Here is a 252-nt window from a genome sequence, read left to right as displayed (position 1 = left end):
GAAAACGATGGCCGGAATCGAATGGAATCCCTGGCCGGAATCAATTGGAATGGGTGGCCGGAATGAAATGGAATCACCGGCCGGAATCCCCTGGAATCAGTGGCCGGATTGCTCTGGAATACTCAAAGGATGCACTGTCGATCTGTTTCACTGCGAATGTTGAAATATACACCGTCAGCCCAGATATACACATATCTCTTGAGCTTTAGGTCGCGTCTACTCCAGCTCTCGTGCTCTTTTTCCCATACCTGC

The 252-nt window shown here is 50.0% G+C and carries 1 pseudogene; it reads right to left on the bottom strand.

Annotated features, from left to right (window positions below):
* Window positions 1-125: 125 nt before the first annotated feature.
* Window positions 126-252 (bottom strand): annotated as a pseudogene (locus tag JWH17_RS23505) (IS256 family transposase); the annotation flags it as partial.

The sequence above is a fragment of the Desulfogranum marinum genome, assembly GCF_016918565.1.
Lineage (GTDB): Bacteria > Desulfobacterota > Desulfobulbia > Desulfobulbales > Desulfobulbaceae > Desulfogranum > Desulfogranum marinum.
Note: the sequence above shows the minus strand (reverse complement) of the source record. Positions and strands in the feature narration are given on the sequence as shown.